Origin of the sequence: Amycolatopsis methanolica 239 (genome assembly GCF_000739085.1) — a bacterium.
GTDB classification, from domain to species: Bacteria; Actinomycetota; Actinomycetes; order Mycobacteriales; family Pseudonocardiaceae; genus Amycolatopsis_E; species Amycolatopsis_E methanolica.
The window spans coordinates 5,223,013-5,246,330 of sequence record NZ_CP009110.1 but is presented as its reverse complement, the minus strand read 5'-3'; the positions used below and the strand labels follow the sequence as shown (position 1 = coordinate 5,246,330).

General features: G+C 71.9%; 22 protein-coding genes and 1 pseudogene. 14 read left to right on the top strand and 9 right to left on the bottom strand.

What is annotated here, in order from left to right:
- Positions 1 to 31 precede the first annotated feature (31 nt).
- Positions 32 to 772: a bifunctional 1-(5-phosphoribosyl)-5-((5-phosphoribosylamino)methylideneamino)imidazole-4-carboxamide isomerase/phosphoribosylanthranilate isomerase PriA gene (gene priA, locus AMETH_RS25485; RefSeq protein ID WP_017984015.1), complete on the top strand. Its 741-nt coding sequence runs from the start codon at positions 32 to 34 to the stop codon at positions 770 to 772.
- On the opposite strand, the gene AMETH_RS25480 is transcribed toward priA, so the two are convergent.
- Complete coding sequence (locus AMETH_RS25480; RefSeq protein WP_017984014.1) at positions 756 to 1,136, bottom strand: PPOX class F420-dependent oxidoreductase; 381 nt, start codon at positions 1,134 to 1,136, stop codon at positions 756 to 758. The genes priA and AMETH_RS25480 overlap by 17 nt on opposite strands.
- A gap of 18 nt (positions 1,137 to 1,154) precedes the next feature.
- On the bottom strand, positions 1,155 to 2,024 hold the full coding sequence (locus AMETH_RS25475) for a DMT family transporter (protein WP_085929373.1): 870 nt from the start codon (positions 2,022 to 2,024) through the stop codon (positions 1,155 to 1,157).
- Positions 2,025 to 2,037: 13 nt separating this feature from the next.
- Between AMETH_RS25475 and hisF the strand changes: the two genes are divergently transcribed.
- Complete coding sequence (gene hisF, locus AMETH_RS25470; protein ID WP_026153356.1) at positions 2,038 to 2,811, top strand: imidazole glycerol phosphate synthase subunit HisF; 774 nt, start codon at positions 2,038 to 2,040, stop codon at positions 2,809 to 2,811.
- Positions 2,808 to 3,161, top strand: coding sequence for a phosphoribosyl-AMP cyclohydrolase (hisI, locus tag AMETH_RS25465; RefSeq protein WP_017984011.1), 354 nt, complete (start codon positions 2,808 to 2,810; stop codon positions 3,159 to 3,161). The genes hisF and hisI overlap by 4 nt, the downstream gene beginning before the upstream one ends.
- On the opposite strand, the gene AMETH_RS25460 is transcribed toward hisI, so the two are convergent.
- Positions 3,158 to 3,772, bottom strand: coding sequence for a TetR/AcrR family transcriptional regulator (locus AMETH_RS25460; RefSeq protein WP_017984010.1), 615 nt, complete (start codon positions 3,770 to 3,772; stop codon positions 3,158 to 3,160). The genes hisI and AMETH_RS25460 overlap by 4 nt on opposite strands.
- 94 nt (positions 3,773 to 3,866) lie before the next feature.
- On the opposite strand from AMETH_RS25460, the gene AMETH_RS25455 reads away from it, so the two are divergent.
- The 9 genes from AMETH_RS25455 to lgt all read left to right on the top strand — a co-directional run bounded on the left by AMETH_RS25455 (position 3,867) and on the right by lgt (position 11,523).
- Positions 3,867 to 5,429 (top strand): anthranilate synthase component I, encoded by a 1,563-nt coding sequence (locus AMETH_RS25455; protein ID WP_017984009.1) that lies wholly within the window; start codon positions 3,867 to 3,869, stop codon positions 5,427 to 5,429.
- Complete coding sequence (locus AMETH_RS25450; protein WP_017984008.1) at positions 5,407 to 5,958, top strand: Trp biosynthesis-associated membrane protein; 552 nt, start codon at positions 5,407 to 5,409, stop codon at positions 5,956 to 5,958. Before AMETH_RS25455 ends, AMETH_RS25450 begins: the two co-directional genes overlap by 23 nt.
- Before the next feature lie 145 nt (positions 5,959 to 6,103).
- A complete protein-coding gene (gene trpC / locus AMETH_RS25445) occupies positions 6,104 to 6,913 on the top strand; it encodes an indole-3-glycerol phosphate synthase TrpC (protein ID WP_017984007.1) in 810 nt (269 codons plus the stop codon).
- Positions 6,892 to 8,127 (top strand): tryptophan synthase subunit beta, encoded by a 1,236-nt coding sequence (trpB, locus tag AMETH_RS25440; RefSeq protein ID WP_017984006.1) that lies wholly within the window; start codon positions 6,892 to 6,894, stop codon positions 8,125 to 8,127. Before trpC ends, trpB begins: the two co-directional genes overlap by 22 nt.
- Positions 8,124 to 8,915, top strand: a complete 792-nt coding sequence (gene trpA / locus AMETH_RS25435; protein ID WP_017984005.1) for a tryptophan synthase subunit alpha — start codon at positions 8,124 to 8,126, stop codon at positions 8,913 to 8,915. The genes trpB and trpA overlap by 4 nt, the downstream gene beginning before the upstream one ends.
- Before the next feature lie 55 nt (positions 8,916 to 8,970).
- Positions 8,971 to 9,474: a DUF3291 domain-containing protein gene (locus AMETH_RS25430; protein ID WP_026153354.1), complete on the top strand. Its 504-nt coding sequence runs from the start codon at positions 8,971 to 8,973 to the stop codon at positions 9,472 to 9,474.
- Entirely contained in the window at positions 9,471 to 10,151 is a 681-nt protein-coding gene (locus AMETH_RS25425; protein ID WP_017984003.1) for an MOSC domain-containing protein, read from the top strand. The genes AMETH_RS25430 and AMETH_RS25425 overlap by 4 nt, the downstream gene beginning before the upstream one ends.
- 261 nt (positions 10,152 to 10,412) lie before the next feature.
- Positions 10,413 to 10,556 (top strand): hypothetical protein, encoded by a 144-nt coding sequence (locus AMETH_RS38820; protein WP_167345508.1) that lies wholly within the window; start codon positions 10,413 to 10,415, stop codon positions 10,554 to 10,556.
- 37 nt (positions 10,557 to 10,593) lie between these two features.
- Positions 10,594 to 11,523 carry a prolipoprotein diacylglyceryl transferase gene (gene lgt / locus AMETH_RS25415; protein ID WP_223842933.1) on the top strand — a complete coding sequence of 310 codons (930 nt, stop codon included), beginning with the start codon at positions 10,594 to 10,596 and terminating at the stop codon, positions 11,521 to 11,523.
- Between the two features lie 198 nt (positions 11,524 to 11,721).
- On the opposite strand, the gene AMETH_RS25410 is transcribed toward lgt, so the two are convergent.
- The 6 genes and pseudogenes from AMETH_RS25410 to AMETH_RS25390 form a co-directional block, all read right to left on the bottom strand.
- The gene (locus AMETH_RS25410) at positions 11,722 to 12,927 is read right to left on the bottom strand and encodes an NAD(P)H-dependent amine dehydrogenase family protein (protein ID WP_017984000.1); all 1,206 of its coding nucleotides are present in this window, start codon (positions 12,925 to 12,927) and stop codon (positions 11,722 to 11,724) included.
- Positions 12,924 to 13,642 (bottom strand): annotated as a pseudogene (locus AMETH_RS25405) (SDR family oxidoreductase). Before AMETH_RS25405 ends, AMETH_RS25410 begins: the two are co-directional and overlap by 4 nt.
- 20 nt (positions 13,643 to 13,662) lie before the next feature.
- Complete coding sequence (locus tag AMETH_RS40800) at positions 13,663 to 13,833, bottom strand: hypothetical protein (RefSeq protein WP_017983997.1); 171 nt, start codon at positions 13,831 to 13,833, stop codon at positions 13,663 to 13,665.
- Between the two features lie 78 nt (positions 13,834 to 13,911).
- Complete coding sequence (locus AMETH_RS25400; RefSeq protein WP_017983996.1) at positions 13,912 to 14,688, bottom strand: ABC transporter ATP-binding protein; 777 nt, start codon at positions 14,686 to 14,688, stop codon at positions 13,912 to 13,914.
- Complete coding sequence (locus tag AMETH_RS25395) at positions 14,685 to 15,713, bottom strand: FecCD family ABC transporter permease (RefSeq protein WP_017983995.1); 1,029 nt, start codon at positions 15,711 to 15,713, stop codon at positions 14,685 to 14,687. Before AMETH_RS25395 ends, AMETH_RS25400 begins: the two co-directional genes overlap by 4 nt.
- Positions 15,706 to 16,659 (bottom strand): ABC transporter substrate-binding protein, encoded by a 954-nt coding sequence (locus tag AMETH_RS25390; RefSeq protein ID WP_051079439.1) that lies wholly within the window; start codon positions 16,657 to 16,659, stop codon positions 15,706 to 15,708. Before AMETH_RS25390 ends, AMETH_RS25395 begins: the two co-directional genes overlap by 8 nt.
- 492 nt (positions 16,660 to 17,151) lie before the next feature.
- Here AMETH_RS25390 and gltB point away from each other — a divergent pair, with 492 nt between their 5' ends.
- Positions 17,152 to 21,726: a glutamate synthase large subunit gene (gene gltB, locus AMETH_RS25385; protein ID WP_017983993.1), complete on the top strand. Its 4,575-nt coding sequence runs from the start codon at positions 17,152 to 17,154 to the stop codon at positions 21,724 to 21,726.
- Positions 21,719 to 23,227, top strand: a complete 1,509-nt coding sequence (locus tag AMETH_RS25380) for a glutamate synthase subunit beta (protein ID WP_017983992.1) — start codon at positions 21,719 to 21,721, stop codon at positions 23,225 to 23,227. Before gltB ends, AMETH_RS25380 begins: the two co-directional genes overlap by 8 nt.
- Positions 23,228 to 23,318: the final 91 nt, after the last annotated feature.

Here is a 23,318-nt window from a genome sequence, read left to right as displayed (position 1 = left end):
GCTCAGCGCCCCTGCTCCTTATAGTGGCCGCGTGACGTTCACCCTCCTTCCCGCCGTCGATGTGGCCGATGGCCAGGCCGTGCGTCTCGTCCAGGGCGAGGCGGGCACGGAAACCTCCTACGGCAGCCCGCTCGACGCGGCGCTCGCCTGGCAGCGGGACGGCGCGGAGTGGATCCACCTCGTCGACCTCGACGCCGCGTTCGGCAAGGGCGACAACAAGGAACTGATCGCCCGCGTGGTCGGTGAGCTGGACGTGCAGGTCGAGCTGTCCGGCGGCATCCGCGACGACGCGTCGCTGGAGGCCGCGCTCGCCACCGGGGCGCGCCGGGTGAACCTGGGCACCGCGGTGCTCGAAGATCCGGAGTGGACCGCGAAGGTCGTCGCCACCTACGGCGACCGCGTCGCGATCGGCCTCGACGTGCGCATCACCGAGGACGGCCACCGGCTCAAGGGCCGCGGCTGGACCAGCGACGGCGGCGACCTGTGGGAGGTCCTGGAGCGCCTGGACCGGGACGGCGCCTCGCGCTACGTGGTCACCGACGTCAGCAAGGACGGCACGCTCAAGGGCCCGAACCTGGACCTGCTCGCGGAGGTCGCCGCTCGCACCGACGCGCCGGTGATCGCCTCCGGTGGGGTGTCCAGTTTGGACGACCTGCGTGCGCTGGCCGGTCTCGCCGCCGACGGCGTCGAGGGCGCCATCATCGGCAAGGCCCTCTACGCGGGCGCGTTCACGCTGCCGCAGGCCCTGGAAGCGGTCAGCCCCCGAGTTTGATCGCCAGGCCGATCGTCTTCTGACGGCCCCGCAGCCTGCTGAAGAACATCGTCACCTGACCGACCACCCCGTACTTGCGCGCGATCGCCGAGCGCACCCGCTCGGTCGCCGCCTCGTCCAGGAGCCGGGCCTTCCCGGTCACCACCGGCCCGTGGGTCTCGCGGCCGCGGAAGTCGCAGCCCTGCAGTGTGACCTCGGGGTTGTTGCGGATCCGCTTGACCTTGCCCGCCGTCCGGTCGCTCCACACGGCGATCTCGCCGTCGTGGCCGGCGGCCCACACCGGCGTCGGCACGGGCGTGCCGTTCTTGCGGAACGTCGTCAGCAGGAGGTACTTCTCGGCGGCGATGCGCTCGAAATCCGACATGCCCCAACGGTAGCGTGATCAGCGCCGCACCGGTGTCCGCTGTGGACTGTCGACCTCGCCGAACCGGGCCAGCGCCAGCGCCGCCGCCACCGCGACCACGAACCCGGCCACGGCCACCGGCGCGAACCCGGCCCGCGTCGAATCGCCCAGCAGGACCACGCCGATCAGCGACGGGACCACGGTCTCGCCGACCACCATCAGCGCGGTGGCTGTCGTGACGCTGCCGCGCTGCAGGGCCGAGGCGTAGAACAGCATCGCGAGCACCCCGGCCGCGGCGAGGGCGTACGCGGCGGGATCGGTCAGCACCGCGGCCATGCCCGTCGCGTCCAGCACCCGCCCGGCCAGCGCGACCACGCCGAAGCACAACCCGGACACCAGCCCAAGTGCCGGCGTGCGGACGTGCCCGGGAGCACGCCCGACGGTCCAGCCCGCGACCGCCAGCAGCGCGACGGACACGAGCAGGGCGACGTGGAACGCCGTGCCCACCGGCTCGGAACCCTCGCTCCGCGCGGACACGCCGAGCAGCGCCAGTCCGGCGCACACCAGCGCGATCGCGCCCCATTCCCGGCCGGACAGCCGCACGCCGAGCGTGAGGGCCGCCACGGCGGTGACGGCGAGGCTCGCCGCGAGCGCGGCCTGCACCACGAACAGCGGCAGCACCCGCAACGCGACCAGCTGCGCGACGAACCCCACGACGTCCAGACCGAGCCCGAGCACGTACCGCCACTGCCGCAGCACGCGCACGAGCAGCCGCGGGTCCACCCCGGACCCGCCGTCGTCCACCGCGCGGGCCGCGACGGCCTGGAATACGGAGGCGACCCCGTAGGCGACCGCGGCGGCCACCGCACACAGCAACCCCCACCACACCCACGCCACTGTAGGGAACATCTACCCTGGTGGCATGGGTGTAGCGGTCAGGGTGATCCCGTGTCTGGACGTCGACGCGGGCCGGGTGGTGAAGGGCGTCAACTTCGCCGACCTCAGGGACGCCGGCGATCCGGTCGAGCTGGCGCGGGCCTACGACGCGGAGGGCGCCGACGAGCTGACCTTCCTCGACGTGACCGCATCCTCGGGCAACCGCGAGACCACCTTCGATGTGGTCCGGCGCACGGCCGAGCAGGTGTTCATACCGCTGACCGTCGGCGGCGGCGTGCGCGCCTGCGACGACGTCGACCGCCTGCTGCGCGCTGGCGCGGACAAGGTGAGCATCAACACGGCGGCGATCGCCCGCCCCGAGCTGCTGCGCGAGGCCTCCCGCCGCTTCGGCGCCCAGTGCATCGTGCTGTCGGTCGACGCGCGGCGCGTGCCGGAGGGGTCGGAGCCGACGTCGTCCGGGTTCGAGGTGACCACCCACGGCGGCCGTCGCGGCACCGGCATCGACGCGGTCGAGTGGGCCCAGCGCGGCGAGGAGCTGGGCGTCGGCGAGATCCTGCTCAACTCGATGGACGCCGACGGCACGAAGGCCGGTTTCGACCTGGAACTGATCGAGAAGACCCGCAAGGTCGTCACCGTGCCGGTGATCGCCAGCGGGGGAGCGGGCGCGGTCGAGCACTTCCTGCCCGCGGTACGGGCCGGGGCGGACGCCGTGCTCGCCGCCAGCGTGTTCCACTTCGGACAGTTGAAGATCGGCGCGGTCAAGGACGCCCTGCGCGAGGGCGGGGTCGAGGTCCGGTGAGCCTGGCACCCGAGCTGGCCCAGCGGCTCAAGCGCACCGCCGACGGCCTGGTGTGCGCCGTCGTGGTCGACCACGCGACCTCCGACGTGCTGATGGTGGCCTGGATGAACGACGAGGCGCTGGAGCGCACGCTGACCACGCGCCGCGGCACGTACTTTTCGCGCAGCCGCCAGGAGCTGTGGGTCAAGGGCGAGACGTCCGGGCACGTGCAGCACGTGCGCGAGGTCCGCCTCGACTGCGACGCGGACACGCTGCTGGTGCGGGTCGACCAGACCGGCCCCGCCTGCCACACCGGCACCCGCACGTGCTTCGACGGTGCGGACCGCCTGCTGCTGGCCGACGACGCCTAGTCGATGTCGCCGGTCAAGTAGCGCTGCAACGTCGGGCCCACGGCCGCCGCCAGGGTTTCGATGTCCGTGGTCGAGAACGGCTCGAACTTCGCCACGTACCGGGCCATCCCCATGCCGACCATCTGCGACGCGCACAGCGTCGCGCGGAGTTCCGGCCGGTCCGGTGACACCCGGCTGACCACGTTCTCCAGCACGTGCCGGATCAGGAAGTCCTTGAGGCTCAACGCGGCCTGGTCGTGGCTGGCGATGCTGCGCACCAGCGCCGGGAACGCGCCGCCCTCGGTCGCGTCCCACACCGTCAGGAACCGCCGCACGATCCGCTTCCCGAGCTCGTCCACCGGTCCGTCCAGGAGCTGCGAGAGCAGCTCGACCGGGTCGAACGGCAGCTGCAGCACGGCCTGCGCGAACAGGCCCTCCTTGCCGCCGAACCAGTGGTTCACCATGGCCGCGTCGACACCGGCGCGGGCGGCGATCGCGCGCACGGTCGCGCCCTCGTAGCCGCTTTCGCTGAAGACCTCGCGCGCGGCGGTCACGAGCGCGGCCCGGGTGTCCTGGCCGCCGGGGCGGCGGCCGCGCCGCTTGCCGGGCGTAGGCTGTTCCGCGGTGCTCACCCCTCCATCATGACTCGGGCGGAACCAGAATTCAACAGAGCCTGAATTAACGCCCGGTGCGAAGAGTGTCGGACCCGGGCGGCACAATGGCTCCATGGTCAGTGCGAATCCCACCGACGGCGGCCTCGGTTCGGTGAGCCCCGCGCGCGACGAGTTCCGTGCCCTCGCCGAGGGCCGTCGCGTGATCCCGGTGGTCCGGCGGTTGCTCGCCGACGGCGAAACGCCCGTCGGGGTCTACCGCAAGCTCGCGGCCGACCGCCCGGGCACGTTCCTGTTCGAGTCGGCCGAGAACGGGCAGTCGTGGTCCCGCTGGTCCTTCATCGGGGTCCGCAGCCCCGCCGCGCTGACCGTGCGGGACGGCGAGGCCGTGTGGGAGGGCACTCCGCCGGTGGGCCTGCCGACCGAGGGCGACCCGCTGACCGTGCTGCGGGAGACGGTCGCCGCGCTGCACACCGAGCCGCTGCCCGGCATGCCGCCGCTGACCGGCGGGATGGTCGGCTACCTCGGGTACGACGCGGTGCGCTGGCTGGAGAAGCTGCCGGAGCTGGCGGAGAAGGACCTCGACATCCCCGAGCTGACCATGCTGCTGGCGACCGACCTGGCCGCCGTGGACCACCACGAGGGCACGGTCACGCTCATCGCGAACGCCGTCAACTGGGACGACAGCCCGGAGCGGGTCGACGCGGCCTACGACGACGCCGTCCGCCGCCTCGAGGAGATGACCGAGCGGCTCGGTGCGGCGGCCCCCGCGACCGCCGCCGTCTTCGACCGCCCCGCGCCGCAGTTCGAGCGCAGGCGCACGCAGGCCGACTACTTCGCCGCGGTGGAAAAGGCCGTCGAGGCGATCAAGGCCGGCGAAGCGTTCCAGGTCGTGCCCTCGCAACGGTTCGAGATCCCCACTCAGGCCGACGCGCTCGACATCTACCGCGTGCTCCGCACCTCCAACCCGAGCCCATACATGTACCTGCTGCGGCTGGACGGGTTCGACATCGTCGGCTCGAGCCCCGAGTCGCTGGTCACCGTGCGGGACGGTCGCGCCACCACGCACCCGATCGCGGGCACCCGCTGGCGCGGCGCGGATCCGGAGGAGGACGCGCAGCTGGCCAAGGACCTCCTGGCCGACGAGAAGGAGCGCGCCGAGCACCTGATGCTGGTCGACCTCGGCCGCAACGACCTGGGAAAGGTCTGCAAGCCCGGTACCGTCCGGGTGGTCGACTTCTTCGCGATCGAGCGCTACAGCCACGTCATGCACATCGTGTCCACCGTCACCGGGGAGCTGGCCGAGGACAAGACCGCGTTCGACGCGGTGGCAGCGTGCTTCCCGGCCGGCACGCTGTCCGGCGCCCCGAAGGTGCGCGCGATGGAGCTGATCGAAGAGCTGGAGCCGACCCGCCGCGGTCTCTACGGCGGCGTAGTCGGCTACCTCGACTTCGCGGGCGACGCCGACACGGCCATCGCGATCCGCACCGCCCTGATCCGGGACGGGATCGCGTACGTGCAGGCGGGCGGCGGCGTGGTGGCCGACTCGGTGCCCGAGTACGAGGACAACGAATGCCTGAACAAGGCCCGCACGGTGCTCTCCGCGGTCGCCGCCGCGCAGACCATGGCGCCGCCGCGGAAGCTGGACCCGGCCGATGACGTCGCCCGCGTCCAGTAAGCGTCCACTGTGGATCGTCGCGGCCGCGCTCCTGCTGGCCGCGGCCGCGCTGTGGGGTTCCTCGCGGCTGGTCTGGGCCGCCGAGCTGCGCGACGCGGGCGTGCGCGGGATGGTGCTGGACAAGCACACCGGCGAGCAGGAGTCCGACGCGCTGGTGCCGCTGGCCGTGCTCGCGCTGGCCGGGGTCGCCGGGCTGATCGCCGCGGGCGGCTGGCTGCGGCGCGTGCTGGGCGTGCTGGTCGCGCTGGCCGGCATCGCCGCGGGCTGGATCGCGATCGACGGCTGGCGCTTCGGCGGCTTCCCGGAGGGTGCGCCCACCGCGCAGATCTTCGCCGGGCGCGGACTGGCCCTGCTGGCGGGAATTCTGATGCTCGCCGCGGGGTTGTTCGCCATCAAGGGCGCCGGTCGCATGGCGAAGCTGGGCGCGCGCTACGAGGCCCCGGCCGGCCGGAAGAAGGCCGCGAAGGATCCGGACGCGGAGTTGTGGGAGGCGCTGTCGGAGGGCGAGGACCCGACTACTGATCGGTAGGCGGCGATTTCCGCTGCCGGACAAGGCAAGTCCGACCCGGAACCGGTCCGCACAGGTGGGCGGGTTAGCATCTTTTCTGCGGGAAGGGGAAGGTGTTTGTGAGCCAGCTTTCGAGTGAATGTGCGACAACCGGTGAGGTTGCGCCGTGACCGTTCTCGAAGACATCGTCGCCGGCGTCCGGGAAGATCTCGCCGAACGGGAGAAGGCGCTCCCGTTCGACGAGCTGAAGCGGCTCGCCGCGCAGGCGCCGCCGCCGCGGGACGCCATGTCCGCGCTGCGTGACTCGTCGATCGGCGTCATCGCCGAGGTCAAGCGCCGGAGTCCGTCCAAGGGCGCGCTGGCCGACATCTCCGACCCCGCCGCGCTGGCCAAGGACTACGAGGCGGCAGGCGCGCGGGTCATCAGCGTCCTCACCGAGGAGCGCCGGTTCGGCGGCTCGCTGGCCGACCTGGACGCCGTCCGCGCCGCGGTCGACATCCCGATCCTCCGCAAGGACTTCATCGTCACCCCCTACCAGGTCCACGAGGCCCGCGCGCACGGCGCCGACCTGGTCCTGCTGATCGTCGCGGCGCTGGAGCAGAACGCCCTCATGGCGCTGCTCGACCGGGTCGAGTCGCTGGGCATGACGGCGCTGGTCGAGGTGCACAACGCCGAGGAGGCCGACCGCGCGCTGGAGGCCGGCGCCAAGGTCATCGGCATCAACGCCCGCAACCTGCACACCCTCGAGGTCGACCGGGACGTCTTCGGCCGTCTCGCGCCGGGCCTGCCGTTCGACACGGTGAAGGTCGCCGAGTCCGGCGTCCGCGGCCCCGGCGACCTGATGGCCTACGCCGGGCACGGTGCCGACGCGGTGTTGGTCGGCGAGGGCCTGGTGGCCTCGGGCGACCCGAAGGGCGCCCTCATGAAGCTGGTCACCGCCGGATCGCACCCCGCATGCCCGAGGCCGAGCCGATGAGCGAGCACGAGCGGCACGACGCGCACGACCCCGACGAACGCGGCTACTGGGGCCCCTACGGCGGCCGGTTCATGCCGGAGGCGCTGATCGGCGTCGTCGACGAGGTGTCCGCCGAGTACGACAAGGCCCGGCTTGACCCGGAGTTCCAGGCCCAGTTCAAGCGCCTCCTGCGCGACTATGCCGGACGGCCGTCGCTGCTCACCGAGGCCGAGCGGTTCGCCGAGCACGCGGGAGGCGCGCGGATCTTCCTCAAGCGCGAGGACCTCAACCACACCGGCTCCCACAAGATCAACAACGTGCTGGGCCAGGCGCTGCTCACCAAGCGGATGGGCAAGAAGCGGGTCATCGCCGAGACCGGCGCGGGCCAGCACGGCGTCGCCACCGCCACCGCGTGCGCCCTGATGGGCCTCGAGTGCGTGGTCTACATGGGCGAGGTCGACACCGAGCGGCAGGCGCTGAACGTGGCGCGGATGCGGCTGCTCGGCGCCGAGGTGATCCCGGTCAAGACCGGTTCGCGCACCCTCAAGGACGCGATCAACGAGGCGCTGCGCGACTGGGTCGCCAACGCCGACACCACCCACTACCTGTTCGGCACCGCCGCCGGGCCGTACCCGTTCCCGATGATGGTGCGCAACTTCCACAAGGTCATCGGCGAGGAGGCCCGCGCGCAGATCCTCGAGCAGACCGGGCGGCTGCCGGACGCGGTCGCGGCCTGCGTCGGCGGCGGGTCCAACGCGATCGGCATCTTCCACGGCTTCATCGACGACCCGGACGTGCGGCTCGTCGGCCTGGAGCCGGGCGGCGAGGGCATCGACGGCAACCGCCACGGCGCCACCCTGACCAAGGGCACGCCGGGCAACCTGCACGGCGCGATGTCGTACCTGCTGCAGGACGAGGACGGCCAGACGGTCGAGTCGCACTCGATCTCGGCCGGCCTGGACTACCCGGGCGTCGGCCCCGAGCACGCCTGGCTCAAGGACAGCGGCCGCGCCGAGTACCGGCCGGTCACCGACGCCGAGGCGATGGACGCGTTCGCGCTGCTGTCCCGCACCGAGGGCATCATCCCGGCGATCGAGTCGGCCCACGCGCTGGCCGGAGCCATCCAGCTCGGCAAGGAGCTGGGCCGGGACGGGCTCATCGTGGTGAACCTGTCGGGCCGCGGCGACAAGGACATGGACACCGCCGCGAAGTACTTCGGATTGGTGGAGAAGTGACCGGGCTGCAGGATCTGTTCGCTCAGACGAAGAGCGAGGGCCGCGCCGCGCTGGTCGGCTACCTGCCCGCCGGGTACCCGACGGTGCCGGGCTCGAAGGACCTGCTGGCGGCGCTGATCGACGGGGGCGCGGACCTCGTCGAGGTCGGCGTGCCTTACTCCGACCCGGTGATGGACGGTCCGACGATCCAGCTCGCCGCGGACGCCGCCCTGAAGAACGGCTTCCGGCTGCGGAACCTGTTCGAGGTCGTCGAGTCGGTGTCGGCCCGCGGTGGCCGGGCGGTCGTGATGACCTACTGGAACCCGGTGCGCCAGTACGGGGTGGCGAAGTTCGCGCGCGACCTCGCCGCCGCCGGTGGCCTCGGCCTCATCACGCCGGACCTGATCCCGGACGAGGCAGGCGAGTGGATGGCCGCGTCCGAGCAGCACGGCCTGGACCGCATCTTCCTGGTCGCGCCGTCCTCGTCGGAGGAGCGGATCGACCTGACCGTCAAGGCGTCCTCCGGGTTCGTGTACGCGGCCGCGGTCATGGGCGTCACCGGCGCGCGGGACCAGGTCAGCAGCGGCGCGGCCGAGCTGGTGTCGCGCACCAGGGCGCACACGGACCTGCCGATCGGCGTCGGGCTGGGTGTCCGGTCGCGTGAGCAGGCGGCCGAGATCGCCGGGTTCGCCGACGCCGTGATCGTGGGGTCGGCGCTGGTGTCGGCCGCCGCGGGCGGCACCGAACCGGTGCACGCGCTGGCCGGTGAGCTCGCCGAGGGTGTGCGTCAGGCCGTCGCCACTGCCTGAGGATTCCACGGCAAAACACGTGGCTTCCGCGCCGATCGATCGGCAGACCGGCGGCATGGCCTATGAACTCGCGCAGGTGAACGTCGGCCGCCTGGTCGCTCCGCTGACGTCGCCCCAGCTCAAGGACTTCGTGGACGCGCTCGACCCGGTCAACGCGCTCGCCGACGCCGCGCCCGGTCTCGTGTGGCGCATGCAGACCGAGGACGGCAACGCGACCGCGATCCGCGCCTTCGAGTGGGACGCGGGCACCAGCGCGGGGGTCATCGTCAACATGTCGACGTGGCGTTCGGTCGAGGACCTGGCCGCGTACGTGTACTCGGGGGAGCACCGGGCGGTGCTCAAGCGCCGCCGCGAGTGGTTCGAGCGGATGCCCGAGGCGTTCACCGCGCTGTGGTGGGTGCCCGAGGGGCACCGGCCGGGTACCGACGAGGCCGAGGACCGGATCCGGCACCTGCGTGCGCACGGGCCGACGCCGTACGCGTTCACCTTCCGCGAGACGTTCCCGCCCGGCGGCGCCGTGCCCGAGCCCGGGCAGGCCGACTGGTTCTGCAAGGCATGAGCATGGCGAAGGTGCTGTCGGTCAACATCGGGACGAAGCGCGAGCTGCGGGAGGCCGATCTCGGGATCACCGGGATCGACAAGCGCCCCGTCGACGGGCCGGTGGCGGTGGCCGCGCCCGGCCCGCGCGGCGTCGGCGCGAGCGGTGTGGCCGGTGACGTGATCTGCGACCTGCGCCACCACGGCGGCGACGACCAGGCGGTGTACGCGTACGCGCGGGAGGACCTGGACGTCTGGGCGGTGGAACTACTGGGCCGCGAGCTGCCACCCGGCGTGTTCGGCGAAAACCTGACCACGACGGGCGTCGACGTGACCGGGGCGCTGATCGGGGAGCGGTGGCGGGTCGGCTCGTCGCTGGTGCTGGAGGTGACCTCGCCGCGCATCCCGTGCCGCACGTTCGCCGGCTGGCTCGGCGAACGCGGCTGGGTGAAGACGTTCACGCAGCGCGCGCTGCCCGGCGCGTACTTCCGGGTGCTGGAGCCGGGGCCGGTGGAGGCCGGCGACGCGGTGACGGTGCTGTCACGGCCCGGCCACGGCGTGACGATCGGGACGGCGTTCCGGGCGTTCACCACGGAGCCCGCGCTGCTACCCGACCTGGCCACCGTGGAGGCCCTGCCGGAGTACGACAAGCGCAAGATACGCCGCGCCCTTGAGCGACGCGCCACCGCCGCGGAGTGATCCCACCCTGGCACTCGCACACCCGACTGGAGAACTCGCGCGCCCGAACGTGGGACTCGCGCACCTGAGCGTGGAACTCGCACGCGCGAGCGTGGGACTCGCGCGAAACGCGAGTTCTGCATCCGTGGCCGCGAGTCCCACGTTCCCGTCGGCGAGTTCTGCGTTTCCGTGGGCGAGTCCCGCGTACTCGGTGGGGGAGGGCGCGTCGCCCTGATCCGGGCGTGGCAGGCTGTCCGCATGGCCCGGCCTTCTCCTCTGCAGGTGCGCAGTCTCGTGATCGCCGTGGTGGCGGCTCTCGTGGCGGTCTGGAACGTCACCCAGGGTGGCCCGTGGTATCTCACGGCGATCTTCGGCGTCGGGTGTGTGCTCGCGATCGGGTCGGCCGTCCTCAACCGCGCGGGCTGACCCACGCACTTCACACCGCGCACGTTACGGTGAGCGCGTGAATTCCGCCTCGGCTGTGTTCCTCGCGACGATCCCGAGCCCGGACCGCGGCGTCTGGCACCTGGGACCGATCCCGATCCGCGCCTACGCGCTGTGCATCATCGCCGGCATCATCCTCGCCATCTGGTGGGGCGACCGCCGCTGGGTGCAGCGCGGCGGCACCAAGGGCACGGTCGTCGACATCGCCGTGTGGGCCGTGCCGTTCGGTCTCGTCGGCGGCCGCCTCTACCACGTCATCACCGACTGGTGGCGCTACTTCGGCGAGGGCAAGGACCCGGTCAAGGCGCTCTACATCTGGGACGGCGGCCTCGGCATCTGGGGCGCGATCGCCCTCGGCGCGGTCGGCGCGTGGATCGGCTGCCGCCGCAAGGGTGTGCCGCTGCCCGCGATGGCCGACGCGATCGCCCCCGGCATCGTCGTCGCGCAGGCCATCGGCCGCCTCGGCAACTACTTCAACCAGGAGCTCTACGGCGCGCACACCACGCTGCCCTGGGGCCTGGAGATCTACCAGCGCTTCGACCCGAACAACCCGACGATCCCGGACCAGGGGCCCAACGGCATCGCGTTCGGGCACATCCCGCTCGCGGACAGCCCGGTGCACCCGACGTTCCTGTACGAGCTGATCTGGAACCTGCTCATCGCGGCGCTGGTCGTCTACGCCGACCGGAAGATGCGCCTCGGCCACGGCCGCGCGTTCGCCCTGTACGTCGCCGGGTACACGCTGGGCCGGTTCTGGATCGAGCTGATGCGCACCGACGACGCCACGCACATCGTCGGCCTGCGGGTCAACACGTGGACGTCGATCCTCGTCTTCGCGGGCGCGATGGTCTACTTCGTCCTCGCCAGGCGGCGAGGGCCGCGCGAGGCACCGGAAACGTTGCGCAGCAAGGACGACGACACCGAGAAAGTCGCCCCGGAACGCGAGTAGTTCTACTCACGCGCGCCGCCGGCCGGGCGCGGCAGACTGGCGATCACGACCGAGGACCGGCGGCCGGGTGCGGCCTCAGGGTTCGCGCTCGCGACCGGATTGCTGATCGCCGTCGTGGCCGCCCTGGCCGGGGATCTCGTCGCGGCTGGCACGCCGGCGAATACGCTTACGCGTTCATCGGGGTCACGTTCGGCGCGATCATCGGCGGGTCCCTGTGCCGGCTCGCGCGGCCGCCGTGGCGTTCCCTGGGCAGCGGCCTGCTCCTCGGCGGCGCGCTCGGTTTCGCGGCCCTCGTCGTGGCGGGCGTGGTCCTCTACATCGGCCTGACGCACTGGTCCAACTGACCAGGCCGCGCCCCGTCACCAGCGGCAGGTCCAGCGCCGTCAGCAGCCCCGGTGGCGCCGCGACCACCGCGGGGATCGCGTTCACCAGGCGCATCGCGGTCGCCTTCAGGCCCGCCGTGTTGTGGTCGCCCTCCGTGCCGACCAGCCGCAGGTCCAGCATGTAGTTCGGCTCGCCGGTCACTTGCACCCGGTAGCAGCCCTGCCCCGACGGCTGCGGCCAGTCCGGCCCCAAGTCCGGCCGCAGCCGCGTCACGTGCTCCAGCACGCACACCGGCCGTCCGCCGCGCATGCCGCGCACCTCGAACCGCGGCGCGGCCGCGGTGCCCTCGGCGATCGTGCCGCACGAGATGTCGAACGCCGACGGTGCCGGCAGCCGCTCGGAGCTCTCCTCGACCGCGTCCAGCTCCACGCCCAGCCCGGCCGCCAGCTGACGCACCACGCTGCCCCACGCCAGCGACAGCACGCCGGGCTGCAGCAGCATGGGAGTCTCCCCGAGCGAGCCGCCGAAGCACATGATGTCGAAGACGACCTTGCGGTTGTCGTAGGTCGAGTAGTCCAAGATCTCGAAGCAGCGCACCTCGTCGATCCGCTCGCACACGCCGGTCAGCACCAGCGGCAGCCAGTCGTTGGCGAACCCCGGGTCGACGCCGTTCACCCACAGCGACGCGCCGCCTTCCGTCGCGGCCGCGCGCACCGGGCCGGACACCTCCTCGGGCACCACGCCGTCCGGGAACTGCAGGAACACCGGGCTGCTCGACACCACGTTCACCCCGGCCCGCAGGATCCGCTGCAGGTCGGCCAGCGCCTCCATCGACCGGTCGTCCGCCATCGCCGTGTAGACCACGTAGTCCGGCTCCAGCGCCAGCAGCGCGTCGGCGTCGGTGGTCGCCTCGACGCCCAGCGACCGGCCCAGGCCGGCCAGCTCACCGGCGTCGTGGCCGGCCTTGTCCGGGTGCGACACCCAGACACCGACCAGTTCCAGCTCCGGATGCGCGTCGATGCCCGCGATCGCGTGCCGCCCCACATTGCCGGTGCTCCACTGCACCACCTGGTGCGTCACAGGTCCGGCAATCCGAGTTCGAGGTTGGGCGCCTGCAACCCACCGTCCACTTCCAGCACCTTCCCCGTGACGAAGGAGCCGGCGGGGGAGGCCAGGTAGACGATGGCGGCCACGACGTGTTCGCCACCACTTCGAGCGCCGAGGTCGCCACCGACCCGACGGCGATCGCGTTGACCCGGATGCGCGGCGCGAGGTCGTAGGCGGCCAGGCGCGTGTAGTGGGCGAGCGCGGCCTTCACGGTGCCGTAGGCGGCGAACCCGCGCCCGGCGACGCGGCCCATGTTGGACGAGATGTTGACGACCGCGCCGCCGTCGGTCATCAACGGAACCGCCGCGGTGGTGAGCGCGTGCGCCGTCGAGACGTTGAAGCGGAACGCCTCTTCGAGGAACTCGGGCGTGGTCTCCAGCAGCGGGCGGGGATAGGTGCCGCCGACGTTGTTGACCACGATGTCCACGCGGCCGAACTCGCCGACCGCGGCCTGCGCCAGTGCGGCGGCCGCGGCGGGATCGCTGAGGTCGGCAGGCACGACGTGCGCGCGCTGCCCGGCGTCGGCCACGCGCGCGGCGACGGCCTCCAGATCGGTCTTCGTGCGGGAGGAGATCACCACGTCCGCACCGGCTTCGGCCAGCGCGACGGCGGCTCACGCGCCGATGCCGCGGGCGGCGCCGGTGACCACGGCGACCCTGCCGGTCACGCGGAAACGCTCGAGGATCATGCACCCGACTGTAACAGGTTCTAGTTCTGTCCGGGGTGGAAGAACCGGTGGATCCAGGGGCCGAACTCCCGCGTGCAGTCCGTGCGCAGCGCGTCCACGAACGCGTCGATCGCCGAGTCGATCTCCAGCTCACCACGATCGCCGGCCCGGATCTCCGCGGCCGCGCCGTAGTGACGTGCGAGCGCTTCCATGGTGAGGACCTCGGCAGGCGGCCCGGCGGTGACCGCTCGGCCGTCGAGCAGGAGGAGTGGTCGCCGTATTGGTCGGGGTCAGGGCCGGCCCGGGCGGATCGGTAGTACGGCCAGTTCACCATGATCGCCGACGCGGACCTCCGCCGCCGCGCCGTAGTGCCGTGCCAGTGCCTTCGCGGTGAGCACCTCCGCTGGCGGCCCGGCCGCGACCGCCCGGCCGCCGTCGAGCAACAGGAGCTGGTCGGCGTACTGCGCGGCGAACGTCAGGTCGTGCAGCGTCGACACCACGGTGATGCCGTCCTCGTGCCGAAGCCGGTCGATCAGCTCCAGCAGCGCCTGCGCGTGCCCGATGTCCAGGCCGGTGGTCGGCTCGTCGAGCAGCAGCAGGCTCGCCCGCTGCGCCAGCACCCGCGCCAGGACCGCCCGCTGGCGTTCGCCGCCGGACAGCATGTCCATCCGCCTGCCCGCCAGCTCACCAAGATCCAGCCGGGCCAGCACGTGCTCCACAATGGACAGATCCGCGCGGCTTTCCCGTGCCAGCAGGCCCAGGTGCGGTGTGCGGCCGAGCAGCACGTAGTCGGTCACCGTCAGGCCCGCGGGCACCGCCGGGTCCTGGGGCGCGTAGCCGACGACGCGCGCGAGTTCCTTGCGTGGCAACCCGGAGCGGCCGCCGATGAGCACTTCCCCTTGCGGCGGCAGGAGTCCCGCCACCGTTTTGAGCAAAGTGGACTTCCCGGCGCCGTTCGGGCCCACGATCGCCAGCCACCCGCCGGGCGGCACCTCGACGGACACCCCGTGCACCACCGGGCAATCGCCGTAGCCGGCCCGCACCGAGCGCAACGACAACGCGGTCACGAGAACCTCCTCCGCGACGAGCGCAGGATCCAGGCGAAGAACGGCGCCCCGGTGAACGCGGTGACCACGCCCAGCGGCAGCTCGCCCGGCATGACCGTGCGCGCCAGCTGGTCGGCCAGCACCAGGAACGCCGCGCCGCCGACCAGCGACAGCGGGATCACCACCCGGTAGCTGGCCCCGGCGAGCATCCGCACCACGTGCGGCACCACGATCCCGACGAACCCGATCAGCCCGCTCACCGACACCGCCGCCGCGGTGGCCAGCGACGCCGCCGCCAGCACCACCAGCCGGATCCGGCCGGGGCGCAGCCCCAGCGACGCCGCCTCCGCGTCGCCGAGCGCGAGCACGTCGAGCAGCCGCGCCGACAGGCACAGCACGACCGCGGCGACCGCCACGTACGGCACCGCGATCAGGACCTCCCGCCACCCGCTCACGTTCAGCCCGCCCAGCATCCACGTGTAGACCTGCCGGATCGTCTCCGTGTTCAGCTGCTGCGCGAACGTCTGGATCGCGGTGAGGAACGACGCCACCGCGACCCCGGCCAGCAGCAGCGTGCTCGTGCTGCCGCCGGCCGAGCGGCCCACCAGCCAGCTCAGCCCGACCCCGCCGAGCGCGCCGGCGAACGCGGCCAGCGGCAGCGGCCCGACGACCCAGCCGCTGACCGCCGGGGCGAACACGACGACGAGCGTGGCCGCCATGCCCGCCCCGGCCGCCGCGCCGAGCAGGTACGGGTCGGCGAGCGGGTTGCGGAACACGCCCTGGAACGTCGCCCCGGACACCGCGAGCGCCGCGCCCACGATTCCCGCCAGCAGGACCCGCGGGACGCGCAGCTGCCACACGATCGCGGCCTCCCGCGCGGACAGCGGCGACTGCCCGCCGGTGAGCTGCGCCCAGATCTCGGCGAGCACCCGCTGCCAGCCGAGGTCGCTGGCGCCGACGAGCGCGGCGAACAGCAGGACGGCCACGAGCACCACGAGCCCGGCGACCAGGACCGGGGCCCGCAGCCGGGTCCGGGTGTCAGGCACCGGTCCTGGCGATCGCGTCGGCGACCGTGCGGACGAGCTCGACGATCCGCGGGCTCCACCGCGAGGCGATGTCGTCGTCGAGCGCGATCACCTGTCCGCGTTGCACGGCGGTCAACGTGTTCCAGCCCGGCCGGGCTGCGACGGTCTGGGCGTTCTGCCCGCAGCACTTGCTGTCCGCGAGGAAGATCAGGTCCGGGTTCGACTGCAGGATGCGTTCGGCCGACAGCTGCGGGTAGCCGCCGGAGGCGGACGGATCGGTGCCGTCGGCGATGTTGGTGAGGCCGAACCGGGTGAGCACCTGCCCGGCGAAGGTTGCCGCGGTCACGCTGTAGAACGTCTGGTCCAGCTCCCAGTAGTAGGTCAGCGACCGCTTCGGCGTGTCCGCGACGATCTTGTCGATCTCGTCGCGGGTCTGCCGGGCCAGGCTCTCGCCCTCGGCCTGGTGCCCGGTCGCCTTGCCCAGCACCTCGAACTGCGCGTAGGCGTCGTCGAGCGTCTTCGCGTCGGGCATCACGAGGGTCTTGGTGCCGGTCTTGGCCAGCGCGTCGGCGAGGCCGGTGGTGTCGGCGTAGACCACGACGAGGTCGGGCCGGTAGGCGGCGATCGTCTCCGGATCCGGGCTCAGGCCGGACAACTGGGTCCGCGGCGCCTGCTCCGGGAAGTTCGACGCCGAGTCGACCGCGACCACCTGCGGTCCCGCGCCGAGCGCGAACAACGTCTCGGTGGCCGACGGCGACAACGACACGATCCGCTGCGGCTGCCGGTCGAGGGTCACCGCGGGTGCGCCGGGCGCGGCGACCGTGACCGGGAAGACGCCGTCGCTTTCGGGTGGGGCGGTGGAATCCTCGGACGGCCGGGTGGCGCACCCGGCGAGTACGAGTAGAACGGCGAACAACGGTGCGATACGACGGAACACGGGAAGACCTCGGTTTCCGGCCGGCGTCATGGGGCCCCGTCCCGCACCCAGGCGTAACGGACGCCGCACCCCTGAGCCGGAGGCGAAAGGCGTCGGCGCGGCGGCAGGCGACCTGGCTCGACCCGGGTGTGCACGGAGCGCACCCGAGTCATCACAGTTGCGGCACAGCACCGGGTTCCCACCGGTTTCGCGGCCGCCGCGTCACTGGTCGGCAAGCCGCTGACCAGCGTGAGGAACGCTACCACCGGCGAATCTGGCCGCCGGGCGGGATCCTCGCGTAATATTGATGGGATCGCGCGACGCGTATGCTCGGTAAGCAGAACCGAAGCAGCCCATCAAGAACGACGTCGTTCCTCGCAGCCAGATCGTTACCGATCGGATGAGAAAATCCACACTCCGAGAGGGTGCCGTCATGTTTCCTGGGTGTTAAGGTCGCGCTAATCCAAGGGCCATCGTCGTCCCTGCAGCAGTACCGGGGGAACTTTCCGAACTGAGCATTGAGACGACGAAGGAGGTCCCCGCATGATCTTCTCCGCCAACCCGGGCAAGCAGGGCCTGTACGACCCTGCCACGGAGCAGGATTCCTGCGGTGTGGCGATGGTGGCCGACATTCAGGGCCGGCGCACGCACGCCATCGTCACGGACGGGCTGACGGCGCTGATCAACCTGGACCACCGGGGCGCCGCGGGCGCCGAACCGACTTCCGGCGACGGCGCCGGGATCCTCGTGCAGCTGCCCGACCAGCTGCTCCGCGAGGAAGCCGGCTTCGAGCTGCCCGAACCCGACGCGCAGGGCCACCACCGCTACGCGGCGGGCATCGCGTTCCTGCCGGCCGAGGAGGAGGCGCGCGGCAAGGCCGTGGCGCTGATCGAGCGCCTCGCCGACGAGGAAAGCCTCGAGGTCCTGGGCTGGCGCGAGGTCCCGGTCGACGCCGACGGGGCGGACATCGGCCCCACCGCGCGTTCGGTGATGCCGCACTTCGCCATGCTGTTCGTGGCGGGCAGGCCGGACGCCGACGGCGTGCGGCCGTCCGGTCTCGCCCTGGACCGGCTCACCTTCTGCCTGCGCAAGCGGGTCGAGAACGAAAGCGTCGTGGCCGAGTGCGGCACGTACTTCCCGTCGCTGTCCTCGCGCACCTTGGTCTACAAGGGAATGCTCACGCCCGAGCAGCTCCCCGCGTTCTTCGGCGACCTGCGCGACCGGCGGCTCACCAGCGCGATCGCACTGGTGCACAGCCGGTTCTCCACCAACACGTTCCCGTCGTGGCCGCTGGCGCACCCGTTCCGGTTCGTCGCGCACAACGGTGAGATCAACACGATCCGCGGCAACCGCAACCGCATGCGGGCCCGCGAGGCGCTGCTCGAATCGGGCCTGATCCCGGGCGACCTGACCCGGCTGTACCCGATCTGCTCGCCGGAGGCGTCCGACTCGGCGTCCTTCGACGAGGTGCTCGAACTGCTGCACCTGGGCGGCCGCAGCCTGCCGCACGCCGTGCTGATGATGATCCCGGAGGCGTGGGAGAACCACGCCACCATGGACCCGCAGCGCCGCGCGTTCTACCAGTTCCACGCCAGCCTGATGGAGCCGTGGGACGGCCCCGCGTGCGTCACGTTCACCGACGGCACGCTCGTCGGCGCGGTGCTCGACCGCAACGGCCTGCGCCCGTGCCGCTGGTGGCGCACGGCCGACGACCGCGTCGTGCTGGCCAGCGAGGCCGGCGTCCTGGACGTGCCGCCGGACCAGGTGGTCGCCAAGGGGCGCCTCAAGCCGGGCCGCATGTTCCTGGTGGACACCGAGGCCGGCCGCATCGTCGCCGACGACGAGGTCAAGTCGGAGCTGGCGAAGCAGCACCCGTACGAGGAGTGGCTGCACGCCGGCCTGCTGCAGCTGGCCGACCTGCAGGACCGCGACCACGTCACGCAGAGCCACGACTCGGTGCTGCGCCGTCAGCTCGCGTTCGGCTACACCGAGGAGGAGCTGAAGATCCTGCTCGCGCCGATGGCCGAGAAGGGCGCCGAGCCGCTGGGCTCGATGGGCACCGACACCCCGCCCGCCGTGCTGTCGAAGCGTTCCCGGCAGCTCTACGACTACTTCAAACAGGGCTTCGCCCAGGTGACCAACCCGCCGCTGGACGCGATCCGCGAGGAGCTGGTCACCTCGATGAGCCGGATCATGGGTCCCGAGCGCAACCTGCTCGACCCGGGCCCGGCGTCGTGCCGGCACATCCAGCTGCCGTACCCGGTTATCGACAACGACGAGCTGGCCAAGCTCATCCACATCAACGACGACGGCGACCTGCCCGGCTTCGCCTGCACCGTCCTGTCCGGACTGTTCGAAGTGGACGGCGGCGGCAAGGCGCTGGCGGAGGCGATCGAGCGGGTGCGCCGCGAGGCGTCCGAGGCGATCGCGGCCGGCGCGCGCACGCTCGTGCTGTCCGACCGGGACTCCGACCACAAGATGGCGCCGATCCCGTCGCTGCTGCTGGTCTCCGCGGTGCACCACCACCTGGTGCGCACCAAGGAGCGGCTGCGCGTCGCGCTCGTCGTCGAGAGCGGTGACGCCCGCGAGGTGCACCACATCGCGCTGCTGCTCGGTTATGGCGCGGCCGCGGTGAACCCGTACCTGGCCTTCGAGACGATCGAGGACATGATCGCGCAGGGCGCGATCACCGGCATCGAGCCGCGCAAGGCGGTGCGCAACTACGTCAACGCGCTCGTCAAGGGCGTCTTGAAGATCATGTCCAAGATGGGCATCTCGACTGTCGGCGCCTACACCGCGGCGCAGGTGTTCGAGTCCTTCGGGCTGTCGCAGGAACTGCTCGACGAGTACTTCACCGGCACGGTGTCCAAGCTGGGCGGCGTCGGTCTCGACGTGCTCGCCGAGGAGGTCGCCGTCCGGCACCGCCGGGCGTACCCGGACAACCCCACCGACCGGGTGCACCGCCGTCTGGACAGCGGCGGCGAGTACGCCTACCGCCGCGAGGGCGAGCTGCACCTGTTCACCCCGGAGACGGTGTTCCTGCTGCAGCACGCCAGCAAGACGCGCCGCGACGAGGTGTACCGCAAGTACACCGAGGAGGTGCACCGCCTCTCCCGCGAGGGCGGCGCGCTGCGCGGGTTGTTCAAGTTCCGCAAGGACGGCCGCGCCCCAGTGCCCATCGACGAGGTCGAGTCGGTCGAGTCGATCTGCAAGCGGTTCAACACCGGCGCGATGTCCTACGGTTCGATCTCGGCCGAGGCGCACCAGACGCTCGCGATCGCGATGAACCGCATCGGCGGCCGCTCCAACACCGGTGAGGGCGGCGAGGACCCGGAGCGGCTCTACGACCCCGAGCGGCGCAGCGCGATCAAGCAGGTCGCCAGCGGCCGGTTCGGTGTGACGAGCGAGTACCTGGTCAACGCCGACGACATCCAGATCAAGATGGCGCAGGGCGCCAAGCCCGGCGAGGGCGGCCAGCTGCCGCCGAACAAGGTGTACCCGTGGATCGCGCGCACCCGGCACTCGACGCCGGGCGTCGGCCTCATCTCGCCGCCGCCGCACCACGACATCTACTCGATCGAGGACCTGGCGCAGCTGATCCACGACCTGAAGAACGCCAACGAGCAGGCCCGCATCCACGTGAAGCTGGTCAGCTCGCTCGGCGTCGGCACGGTCGCGGCCGGTGTGTCGAAGGCGCACGCGGACGTCGTACTGATCTCCGGTCACGACGGTGGCACCGGCGCCTCGCCGCTGAACTCGCTCAAGCACGCGGGCACGCCGTGGGAGATCGGCCTGGCCGAGACCCAGCAGACCCTGATGCTGAACGGGCTGCGCGACCGCATCACCGTGCAGGTCGACGGCGCGATGAAGACCGGCCGCGACGTCGTGGTCGCCGCGCTGCTCGGCGCCGAGGAGTACGGTTTCGCGACCGCGCCGCTGATCGTGGCCGGCTGCATCATGATGCGCGTCTGCCACCTCGACACCTGCCCCGTCGGTGTCGCCACGCAGAGCCCGGAGCTGCGCAAGCGCTACACCGGCCAGGCCGAGCACGTGGTGAACTACTTCCGGTTCGTCGCGCAGGAGGTCCGGGAACTGCTGGCGGAGCTGGGTTTCCGCACCCTGGACGAGGCGATCGGCCGCGCCGACGTGCTGGACACCGACGACGCCGTCGACCACTGGAAGGCCAGCGGCCTGGACCTGTCGCCGATCTTCGAGATGCCGACCGACACCCCGTACGGCGGCGCCCGGCGCAAGATCCGCGAGCAGGACCACGGCCTCGAGCACGCACTGGACCGCACGCTCATCCAGCTGTCCGAGGCGGCGCTGGAGGACGCGCACCCGGTCCGGCTGGAACTGCCGGTGCGCAACGTCAACCGCACCGTCGGCACGCTGCTCGGCTCGGAGATCACCCGCCGCTACGGCGGGGAGGGCCTGCCCGACGGCACGATCCACATCCGCCTCGTCGGCTCGGCGGGGCAGTCGCTGGGCGCGTTCCTGCCGCGCGGCGTCACGCTGGAGATGGTGGGCGACGCCAACGACTACGTCGGCAAGGGCCTGTCCGGCGGCCGCATCATCGTGCGGCCGCACCCGGACGCGACGTTCGCCGCCGAACGTCAGGTCATCGCCGGCAACACGCTGGCCTACGGCGCCACCGCGGGGGAGATGTTCCTGCGCGGGCACGTGGGCGAGCGGTTCTGCGTACGCAACTCGGGCGCCACCGTCGTCGCCGAGGGCGTGGGCGACCACGCCTTCGAATACATGACCGGTGGCCGTGCCGTGGTGCTCGGTCCGACCGGCCGCAACCTCGCCGCGGGCATGTCCGGCGGTATCGGCTACGTCCTCGACCTCGACGAGGGCAGCGTCAACCGCGAGATGGTCGAGCTGCTCCCGCTCGAGCCCGAGGATCTGAACTGGTTGAAGGACATCGTGACCCGTCACCACGAACTCACCCGCTCGGCGGTCGCCGCGTCGCTGCTCGGCGACTGGCCGCGCCGGTCGGCGAGCTTCACGAAGGTCATGCCGCGCGACTACAGGCGCGTGCTGGAGGCGACCAAGGCCGCGAAGGCCGCAGGCCGCGACGTCGACGAGGCGATCATGGAGGTGGCGTCTCGTGGCTGACCCCAAGGGCTTCCTGAAGTACGAGCGGGTCGAGCCGCCCAAGCGCCCCAAGGAGCACCGCGCCGAGGACTGGCGCGAGGTCTACGTCGACCTCGAACCGGCCGAGCGCGACCAGCAGGTGCGCACCCAGGCCACCCGCTGCATGGACTGCGGCATCCCGTTCTGCCACTCGGCCGGTTCCGGCTGCCCGCTGGGCAACCTGATCCCGGAGTGGAACGACCTGGTGCGCCGCGGCGACTGGACCGCGGCCAGCGACCGGCTGCACGCCACCAACAACTTCCCGGAGTTCACCGGGAAGCTGTGCCCGGCGCCGTGCGAGGCGGGCTGCACGCTGTCCATCTCGCCGTTGTCCGGCGGGCCGGTCGCGATCAAGCGCGTGGAGGCGACGATCGCGGAGAAGTCGTGGGAGCTGGGCCTGGCCCAGCCGCAGGTCGCCGAGGTGGCCAGCGGTCAGCGCGTCGCCGTGGTCGGGTCCGGCCCGGCCGGGCTCGCCGCCGCCCAGCAGCTCACCCGCGCCGGGCACGACGTGACCGTCTTCGAGCGGGACGACCGGCTCGGCGGGCTGCTCCGCTACGGCATCCCCGAGTTCAAGATGGAGAAGAAGCACCTCGACAAGCGCCTGGCCCAGCTCAAGAAGGAGGGCACGCAGTTCGTCACGGGCTGCGAGGTCGGCGTCGACGTCACCGTCGAGGAGCTTTGGGCGCGCTACGACGCGGTCGTGCTGGCCGTCGGCGCGCTGCGTGGCCGCGACGACACCACCACGCCGGGCCGGGAGCTCAAGGGCATCCACCTGGCGATGGAGCACCTGGTGCCCGCCAACAAGCAGTGCGAGGGCGACGGCCCGTCGCCGATCCACGCGCGCGGCAAGCACGTGGTGATCATCGGCGGCGGTGACACCGGCGCCGACTCCTACGGCACCGCGATCCGCCAGGGCGCGGCCTCGGTGGTCCAGCTGGACCAGTACCCGATGCCGCCGACGACCCGCGACGACGAGCGCTCGCCGTGGCCCACCTGGCCGTACGTGCTGCGCACCTACCCGGCGCACGAGGAGGGCGGCGAGCGGAAGTTCGGCGTCGCCGTGCGGCGGTTCGTGGGTGACGAGAACGGGCACGTCCGCGCGATCGAGCTGCAGCGGGTCAAGGTCGTGAAGGACCCGGAGACCGGGCGCCGCGAGGTGCTGCCGGTGTCGGACGAGATCGAGGAGATCCCGGCCGACCTGGTGTTGTTGGCCATCGGTTTCGAGGGCGTGGAGCACATGCGGCTGCTCGACGACCTGGGCATCCAGCTGACCCGGCGCGGCACCATCTCGTGCGGCCCCGACTGGCAGACCGAGGCGCCCGGCGTGTTCGTCTGCGGTGACGCGCACCGCGGCGCCTCGCTGGTGGTGTGGGCTATCGCGGAGGGCCGCTCGGTGGCCAACGCCGTCGACGCCTACCTGACCGGCGCGTCGGACCTGCCCGCCCCGGTGCACCCGACGGCTCTGCCGCTCGCTGTGGTGTAACGCAACCAAATATCGCGCATCGGCCGTTCGGGCTCACCCTGGGCCCGAACGGCCGATTGTTCACCCCGTCGCGTCCGCCTAACTTTCGGTG